Here is a 308-nt window from a genome sequence, read left to right on the forward strand (position 1 = left end):
GATGCCAATGGTGAGCTGATCTCGATGGTGGCCTGGGACGGCGACGAGCGGTTCCACTACACCCTGGACCACCAGAACACTGTCCTGGCGGTCACCGCCGAGGGTTCTGAAGCCGATGCCCCGGACGCGGTGTATGAGTACAGCCCCTACGGGGAGCAGAACAGTGACATCCTGGAAGACACACGGGCGGGGGAGCTGAACCCGTTCGGCTACACCGGCGCCTACCAGTTCCAGGACGGGACCGTGCACCTGTCCCACCGCTTCTACGACACCTCCACCCTGGGCTTCACCCAGCCCGACCCCTCCCG

General features: G+C 65.3%; 1 pseudogene. It reads left to right on the forward strand.

Annotated elements, in window-relative coordinates:
• Positions 1-308, forward strand: a pseudogene (locus DSY14_RS28475) (hypothetical protein); the annotation flags it as partial.

Source organism: Nocardiopsis sp. MG754419, from assembly GCF_018207095.1.
GTDB lineage: Bacteria > Actinomycetota > Actinomycetes > Streptosporangiales > Streptosporangiaceae > Nocardiopsis.